General features: G+C 76.8%; 1 protein-coding gene. It reads right to left on the bottom strand.

The window, feature by feature from the left end; all coding sequences use genetic code 11:
- Nucleotides 1-102 precede the first annotated feature (102 nt).
- Entirely contained in the window at nucleotides 103-975 is an 873-nt protein-coding gene (locus KDL28_RS06660; RefSeq protein ID WP_252436351.1) for a DUF559 domain-containing protein, read from the bottom strand.
- Nucleotides 976-1,084 lie beyond the last annotated feature (109 nt).

Below are 1,084 nucleotides of genomic sequence, written 5' to 3' on the forward strand. Positions count from 1 at the left end.
GCCGCCGCCGCCCCCCCCCCCCCCCCCCCCCCCCCGGCGGGCGCGCCCCGCCCCCCCCCCCCCCCCCCCCCGCCCCCCCCCCCCCCCGGGACCGGGCGGGCGTCAGGGGGCGGGGTCAGGGGCGAGGCGGGCCGTGCGCTCGGCCAGGCGGGCGCGGACCCGGCGGACCGTCTCGTTCGGGGTGCGCAGCACGTCGTCGCGGGTGAACCGCATCGTCTGCCAGCCGAGCTCGTCGAGCAGCAGGTCGCGGTGGCGGTCGCGACGGGAGTACTCGTCGTCGAAGTGGTGGGCGCCGTCGTACTCGAGCGCCAGCCGGGCCTCCGGGTACGCGAGGTCGACGCGGGCGATCACCGCGCCGCCGGCCGTCCGGACGGGGAACTGCGACACCGGCCGCGGCAGCCCGCCGCCGACGAGCACGAGGCGCAGCCGCGTCTCCATCGTCGACTCGGCCAGCGGATCGGCCAGCGCGACGACCTCGCGGAGCCGGCGGCGTCCGCGGGCCCCGACCGGCCCGTCGAGCAGCACCGCCGGCGCGAAGCGGCCGATCCGGGCGAGCGCGTCCACCGCGGCCACGGCGTGGACGAGGTCCAGCCTGCGGCCAAGGTCGTACGCGGTGCGCAGGGGCGTGGTGACCCGCAACGACCCCACGAGGCAGACCTCCTCGGGCGTCAGCGCCGCCTGCCGGACGATCAGCCCTCGGCGCTTGCCCACGTCTCCGTGCGGGGCGATGAACTCGGCATCCGCCGTGGACGGGCTGCAGTCCGCACCGAGCAGCGCCGCAGCCGAGTGACCGCAGAGGGCGCCGTCCTCCGGCATGAGCAGGTGCGCGCCCTTGGACAGGACGACCAGGTCGACCTCCACCCCGGCCGGCACGTACACGTCGCGGAAGAGCGGGACGAAGCGCTCGCTGCGCAGTTGGCGCGGGGTCAGCAGCCCGGTCGCCACGGCGAGCGATCCGAGGAAGGGGCCGTCCATGGAGGCACACTCTGGCCCACCACCCCCCTCCCCCGCGGCCGTTCCGTCGAGAACGAACCATTTTTGGGGTTTTTGGCGGGCCACCCCCAAAAGCGTAGTTTGAGTCGGG

The sequence above is a fragment of the Pseudonocardia humida genome, from assembly GCF_023898865.1.
Taxonomy (GTDB): domain Bacteria; phylum Actinomycetota; class Actinomycetes; order Mycobacteriales; family Pseudonocardiaceae; genus Pseudonocardia; species Pseudonocardia humida.

Excerpts from the sequence above, each read along its gene's own strand:
- KDL28_RS06660 (WP_252436351.1), bottom strand. The coding sequence starts at position 975 with ATGGACGGCCCCTTCCTCGGATCGCTCGCCGTGGCGACCGGGCTGCTG.